The following is a 7,317-nucleotide window of genomic DNA, read 5'->3' as shown; positions in this document are numbered from 1 at the left end:
TGAAACCCATAATCTCCAAAAACCTAACCCCCCTGCCCCCCTTCCCTACCAGGGAATGGGGTTTTCAAAGCCTCTCCCCGCGTCGGGGAGAGGTTTGGAGAGGGGTCAATTTATACATTCAAAACTTTTCAAACATCCTCTTAGATGCGGTAGGTTTTTTGAGTTGTTTTAAAATCCGAATTGGTTGATTTGGATGATTAAGATCTTTAACTTTATAGGTAATGCCAAAACCAGTATGATGAGATAAAAGATCGATAATTTTGTAACGTTCTCTCAGCAAAGTCCCTATTCGCAAGATATTATTCATAAATTATCTAAATTCAATATTGAATAATATACACCAGCAAAGCAAGAATTAATACTGAATCACAACCGGATGATCTGTGATAAACGTCTCCTAATACCCAATAACCAATTGACTTAATATTATGAATCAAACCTATACAACAGATGTCCTAGTAGTTGGTGGAGGCACAGGTGGAACAGCGGCCGCTATCCAAGCAGCACGACGGGGTATAAAAACCATCCTCGTGAGTGAATTTTCCTGGTTAGGAGGAATGCTTACCTCCGCCGGTGTATCCGTACCAGACGGAAACGAATTACAGTCCCTTCAAACTGGTTTATGGGGAACTTTTTTACAGGAATTGCAACGCAGACAACCAGGAGGATTAGATCATAGTTGGGTCAGCTTTTTCAGTTATGATCCGCGGATAGGTGCAGAAATATTTGCCAACTGGGTGCGAGAATTACCGAATCTTCAGTGGATTTCCGGACAAGTGCCATTAGCAGTGTTGCGAACCCAAGACTGTATCACAGGTGTCCGCTTTGCAGATTTCACCGTCAACGCCAAAATTATCCTTGACGGCACAGAATTAGGAGACTTATTAGCATTAGGAGAAATCCCTCACCGTTGGGGTTGGGAATTACAGTCAGAATGGAGAGAACCCAGCGCCCCAGCCAACTTCAACGCCCTTACTCAAACTTATCCAGTCCAAGCACCAACCTGGGTAGTAGTCATGGAAGACTTTGGCGAAAATACCGCCCCAGCAATTCTTCCAGCCCCTAACTATGATCCCTCCCAGTTTACAGGAGCTTGGGATAACTATAGTCCAGAAAAATTTTTGAACTATGGACGCTTACCAGCAGATCGATTTATGATTAACTGGCCTATTGCGGGCAACGATTACTGCCAAAATGCCAATCGGTTGCTAGACTCAGTGAAAAAGCGCGAATTTGTGCAAGAATGTTATTGGCACAGTCAGAATTTTGCCCATTTCATTCAAACCCAGTTTGGTAGGCGTTACGGATTAGCAGAAAACCTGTTTCCCCATCCTAACTCCGCCTTTGCCCTCCATCCCTATTATCGGGAAAGTCGCCGTCTAGTAGGCTTGACAACTGTTTGTGAACGGGATATTTTGCCTTTAGCCAACAGTAATACCGCATTACCATTTTCTGATGCTATCGCTGTTGGTAACTATGCCAACGATCACCATTATCCTGGTGTAGAGTTCTCACTGCAACCTAAATCTATCCGCTGGGGTGGAAGATGGACAGGAACACCCTTCACTATCCCCTATCGCGCCCTGGTTCCTGCTACTACAGATGGTTTGCTAGTTTGTGAAAAAAACATTTCCGTTTCCCACATCGCTAACGGCGCTACTAGACTTCAACCAATAGTCATGGGAATTGGACAAGCGGCAGGTATGGCAGCTTCTCTTTGTATTGTGCTAGAATGTCAACCCAGGGATTTACCAGTGAAGAGTTTGCAGGCTGCATTATTGACAGACGACGATGCACCTAGCGTAATTGTTCCCTTGTTTAACTTATTAACTAATCATCCTGATTGGTTGTACTGGCAAACTTATTATTTAGACCACCCAGAAGCTTATCCTGCCGATGGTAACTGTCCTTGTATTTTAGTCGATGAAGATAATAAATTAAATCTCGACTGCTTTACAGGCAAATTCCGACGACTGGGTGAGCAAAATTACCAATTTAATATTACAAATCACACCAATTTAAATACAACAAATTGGCAACTTGTGGCGTTTAAATCTGATATAGACCAACAACTGCAAGCTTTGACCCCAGAAAAAATACTCAAGATTTGGGGGCGGCCAAATTTCTCTGGGAATTGGTTACTTGTTGACCATCTTGAAGAAGTATAAAATGAACATTTATTCAGTAAACTACAATACTTTTTCCCGAATTTTCCGGACAGACATATAAAAGTTAAGTATTAGTGAAGTAGAGAGTTCTAAAATAGACATCTACTATGCGTGCTGCCATTTCACTTTTAGTATCGAGTCTGGTATGTGGCTCCTTAGCTTTTAACTGCGAAGCAGTACAGACTCGTTTTTCCGCTCTGTCAATGGCTAAGTCCGATTACCAGCTTTCACCTTTGGTGTTAAACCAGAGTTTCAACCTGGCTGATAACTCCAAACCTAGCCCCAACCAACCCGAAAAACCCAATCCTCATCGAGGTAGTGGTCGTAGAGGATTAGATGGATAAGTTGGCAATTTCAGTTCTGTTATGGAAGCGTCAAAGCGTAAAACCTGCCAACCCAGAAATGATATTACCGGATTATTGGATCTTTTAAATCCTGCATACCACTTCTTGAATCGAAACGATATAGACAGTTACAGCACTACACTTGTTTGATTCTATCGTTTGTAAATTTCCCTTTCACTGACACCAGATATAGATAGTTACAAGCACTATATCTTTTATCAGTCCCACGGCTACTGCGTCATCACGCAAGCTATCAGTATTGCAATTTCTCTGCTAAAAACATAGACAGTTACAGCACTTCATCTCTCGAAAATTGTTCAATATTTCATCAAAACATCCGGTAATTACTCAAACCTTGGCGTGTATTGGTGATTAAATCACTAATACACGTACCAACCTCGCCCTTCACAATCGCTTCTGATCACAGTCATGGTTTAATATTTGGGCGTTAAGAGGTAGAAATAATCACCGGATTTCAGGAAAAAGCAAACTTTTGGTTAAATTTGTCAACTCATCACTTTAGATAAAGTTTCTCTCATTAACTTTAGTGTTTGTCCACTACCACAAGCAACATCTATGACTCGGAGTTGTCCTTGGGGAATATGGTTAAAAGCTATCAGTTGGGATTTGAGAAGAGACATTTCGCTAAAATGATTAATAAATCAAGTTTCTAAACTTTGTCTTCACGGGTTTCAAAAGCAAAATCCCAGTAATTATTGTTCAGGGTTTTCCACCTATTTTCTGAAAAAAAGTTAAGTTTTGTGAAGCATTCTGTCGAGTTCACTAGCTCGTCCGAACTTTTACAGCCAAAAAAATGGAAAATGTAAATCATTCATCACAATTTTTACCTGTTAATAGGTGTGAATGGTTTATTTTATGGACATACAAACCACGACAGTCGCCCTCCTAGCCTTCTACGTCGCCTGGAATTTGGGTGCAAATGATGTTGCTAATGCGATGGGAACTTCTGTGGGTTCTGGGGCTATTACGCTCAAACAGGCAATCATTATTGCTGGGGTGTTAGAGTTTCTTGGTGCTGTCTTGTTTGGACAAGAGGTAACATCTACCCTTGGCACGAAAATCGCTAATCCAGCCTTATTTGTGACGACACCACCAACTTTAGTGATGGGAATGATAGCGGTACTGCTAACGGCTGGGATATGGCTACAAATTGCTACAGCTAGGGGTTTACCTGTGTCTTCCTCTCATGCCATTGTGGGAGCGATCGCTGGCTTTAGTTGGGTAGCTTTAGGAATAGAAGCAATAGATTGGTCATCCATTGGTTTAATTACCATTGGCTGGATTTTAACACCAATAATTAGTGGCGCCATCGCCGCTGGGTTTTATAGTCTGATTCAACATTGGATTTTTAACCAACCCCAGCCCCTATCCCAGTTACAGGAATGGATTCCCTGGTTAAGTACATTGCTATTGAGTGTATTTGGAATTATCGTTCTCCCCACAATCACTCAACCTCTGAGCCAGTTCTTACTCACAGAGGGAAAATTTAATATTCCTGCTCACGACATTACCCTATTTACAGGGGGAATCGCCGTATTGTCCCTGACTTTGATCAGTTGGCGACAATTGGCAGATAGTCAAATTGACAATAAAATTCAAGGTTTATTTGCCAAATTTCAAGTTTTGAGTGCTTGTTTCGTGGCCTTTGCTCATGGTTCTAATGATGTTGGTAATGCGATCGCCCCCCTAGCAGTAATTTCCTACATTAATCAACAAGGTAAAGTCCCCAGTGATCAACTCACCATTCCCCTCTGGATTCTAGTTCTCGGTGCGATGGGGATTGTCGCAGGTTTAGCAGTTTGGGGTAAAAAAGTTATCGCTACCATCGGCGAAAATATTATTTCCTTAGAACCTAGTAGCGGATTTTGTGCCGAACTGGCCACAGCCATCACCATCTTAATAGCTTCCCGCTTAGGTTTACCCGTTTCCACCTCCCACGCCCTTGTCGGTGGAGTTGTGGGTATTGGACTGGTACAGAACATTAAATCAATAAAATTTGCTACTATCCAAAATATCGCTGCGGCCTGGTTAATTACAGTCCCCATCAGTGCCGCCCTGAGTGCCACTATTTTTACCCTCATGGCAATTTTCTAGCAGTGAACTACCTACACTTCCCTTGCGGGTAAGTATAGGCTTCCTACCCAGTTAACAGCTTTTTGCTCTTCGAGAACAACAAGACTTATGTTAAGGCCATAGGCTGACCCCTCGTTCCAAAGGCAAAATCAATGGCAACTATCAATCAATAGGTATTCCGCACTGATTTGATGCTTGTAGTTAGGTATTCATTTGTAAGACTTTCATCACTATCATTCCTGAAAAAAATGATAGATAATAATCTTGTAATAAGTTAATTAAATTTATAAGTTCAGTGAAATTGTTCAGTTTCCTGTCTTTTCTCAAGGAAACTTAATACAGATGTTGGTCTGGTATCCGGGGCAGCAACTTAATCATCAAGGTGTTAGAGGCTAGAAACTGATGGGGCGATTTGAGAAGCGACCAGAAAACCCACGCATTAGAGGTGAGCTATCCAGAGCCGCAGAAAATGCCCTATGGGATGTAGTTGAGGATTTAGAAAATCTTCAACAAAATCTATTGAGGTCGTTACAGGAAGACGTAAAACGCTTAGAAATTGAAAAAACCAGACTATCTACCGATATTCAAAAGTTAATTGAGGAAAAAGAACAGTTACAACAATCACGGCAAATTACGGAACAGCAAGTATTAATCCGTCAATTAGCAGAAGTTTTAGCCAAACACATATCTTCCCAATTACAATCCTCACTAAAAACTTTAGCTACTCAAGCCGTAGAATATAATCCCTCTGATCTAGTCACGTTGCAAAATGCTCAAATAAATAATAATACAGTTAATGAAATCGGACAGAATGTCACTAATATGCTAGACAGTCTGGATGATAACGTCACTATTGCCTTTAATTCCCTATTACAAGAACTCAAAAACTATCAAGGTGATCTTTCCCAACAGTTGTCACGGATGTATAGCCAACAACAGCAAGGGGAAGCAATATTAGCAGAATTTGTAAATCGTCTCCGCAGTGAAGTAGAAAAAAATCGAGATGCAAACTCTCTCAAGGTAATAACAGGGGGCCCACCCACAGTTTTACAACTAGCTGATAGTCTGCGTGGTGAAGCCATAACTCATCAAAATGGAAATGGGGAAAAATCCTCACAAAAAATCATTGTCGAACCAGTTACTTTAATTCCTCACCAATCCCCACAGGGTGATTCTACATCAGCAGCCAATGCGGTTATATTATCTTCACCAACAGAGAAAAGCCCTAAACCCAGTTCTTTCGTAAATCCAGATTTACCAGCAATACCAGAAAATAAAAGCCCTGAACCCAGTTCTTTCGTAAATCCAGATTTACCAGCAATACCGGAAAATAAAAGCCCTGAACCCAGTTCTTTCGTAAATCCAGATACATCACTGGAAGACAAAAACTCTGAACTTAGTGCTGTTTTGACTTCTAAAGTATTAACAGCACCATCATTAGGAGAGACAAAACCTGAACCAGTTTCTGTTTTAACTCCTAATTTATCAACAGGACGACCGCCAACACCAAAATTAAGGCGCGAAACAACATCTAAACAAAAAACAACGCCTAAACAACCAGCAACTCCTCAGCAACCAGCAACTCCTAGACAACCAGAAACTCCTAGACAACAAAGATCCCGCACCTCTCCCAACTGGTCACAGTTGCAAATAGGTTTCCTCTTGATCTGTTTGTCTACAGTGGTTTCGTCTCTTTATAATGTAGCAATTAAAGCAATTTTCTTTACAGCTTCTAACCCCTTGGGCGGATTGCCAACCCAACAGTTAATCTTTCCCACATTGGGGAATATTTTCTTAATTTTGATGCTACGTTTATTAGTGGTTGTACCATTAATGTTACTTTTATCGCCGATATTACATCCTCCTATTTGGCAAGAGCTAGAAAACTTATTTGCTTCATTACGGGCAAATGCAACCCCTGTTCAGAACAAAACTAAACAGGCCTTATTTTTGTCAGTAATTAGCGGTTGTTTATTATTTTTATCCCAGGTATTTATTTACATTGCTATCGGTGAAGTCACAACAGGAATGGCGATCGCCCTCTTCTTTATCTATCCAGTTATGAGTGTGTTCCTATCCTGGGTTCTATTTCAGGAACGTCCCAATTTAATGGTAACAGGGGCAATGGCAGCAATTTTTTGTGGTGAATTATTAGTTTTAGGCAGTCAGTCTGGAGGGGTGAATAATACCTCACTAGGAAGTACCACGGCCATTCTGTCCGGGATAGCATTTGCAATTTATGTTATTCTGACGAGAATATGCGCTACTAAACTCAAACTACATCCAGTATCTTTGACTTCAATTAACTTCACTACCATGTTGTTATTAAGTTTTATTTGCTTAATCATCCCTTTACCCAGTAATTTAGGTTTAGCAATTAGCTCATCGAATATCCTGGAATTGGTGTTAAGTGCTTTTATATTAGGTGTCTTGACTTTGTGCGGTTACTTATTCAATAATTTTGGCATTCGTAACCTAGGCACTCCTGTATCCTCTTTAATTGGAGCTACAGTCCCAATTTTAACCGTAATTTTTGCTGGGGTAATGTTGCAAGAATCCCTAAATATTGCCCAAGTTATCGGAGTTATCTTGGTTACGGTAGGTGCAGCAAGTATTAGCTTGAAAAAAACACCTAATCAGCTACAACCTAGTAAATGAGTGGGGGAGGTAGGGGAGTGGGGGAGGTAGGGGAGTGGGGGAGGTAGGGGAGT

Annotated in this window: 6 protein-coding genes; 4 read left to right on the top strand and 2 right to left on the bottom strand. The window is 41.0% G+C overall.

Going from position 1 to position 7,317, the window contains the following annotated elements; translation table 11 throughout:
* Window positions 1-118: 118 nt before the first annotated feature.
* Window positions 119-307, bottom strand: coding sequence for a hypothetical protein (locus PN450_RS12735; RefSeq protein ID WP_246862916.1), 189 nt, complete (start codon window positions 305-307; stop codon window positions 119-121).
* A gap of 118 nt (window positions 308-425) precedes the next feature.
* Between PN450_RS12735 and PN450_RS12730 the strand changes: the two genes are divergently transcribed.
* Complete coding sequence (locus PN450_RS12730; RefSeq protein ID WP_271836560.1) at window positions 426-2,168, top strand: FAD-dependent oxidoreductase; 1,743 nt, start codon at window positions 426-428, stop codon at window positions 2,166-2,168.
* Between the two features lie 107 nt (window positions 2,169-2,275).
* Window positions 2,276-2,512: a heterocyst-inhibiting protein PatX gene (gene patX, locus PN450_RS12725; RefSeq protein ID WP_213799639.1), complete on the top strand. Its 237-nt coding sequence runs from the start codon at window positions 2,276-2,278 to the stop codon at window positions 2,510-2,512.
* A 506-nt stretch (window positions 2,513-3,018) separates the two neighbouring features.
* Here the strand turns inward: patX and PN450_RS12720 are convergent.
* The gene (locus tag PN450_RS12720; RefSeq protein WP_256370303.1) at window positions 3,019-3,153 is read right to left on the bottom strand and encodes a hypothetical protein; all 135 of its coding nucleotides are present in this window, start codon (window positions 3,151-3,153) and stop codon (window positions 3,019-3,021) included.
* A 235-nt stretch (window positions 3,154-3,388) separates the two neighbouring features.
* Here PN450_RS12720 and PN450_RS12715 point away from each other — a divergent pair, with 235 nt between their 5' ends.
* Window positions 3,389-4,627, top strand: coding sequence for an inorganic phosphate transporter (locus tag PN450_RS12715; RefSeq protein WP_271836559.1), 1,239 nt, complete (start codon window positions 3,389-3,391; stop codon window positions 4,625-4,627).
* A 381-nt stretch (window positions 4,628-5,008) separates the two neighbouring features.
* A complete protein-coding gene (locus PN450_RS12710) occupies window positions 5,009-7,264 on the top strand; it encodes an EamA family transporter (RefSeq protein ID WP_271836558.1) in 2,256 nt (751 codons plus the stop codon).
* Window positions 7,265-7,317: the final 53 nt, after the last annotated feature.

It is taken from the genome of Dolichospermum lemmermannii CS-548, from assembly GCF_028330815.1.
Taxonomy (GTDB): Bacteria; Cyanobacteriota; Cyanobacteriia; order Cyanobacteriales; family Nostocaceae; genus Dolichospermum; species Dolichospermum lemmermannii.
This window is presented reverse-complemented; position numbering and strand designations above follow the sequence as displayed.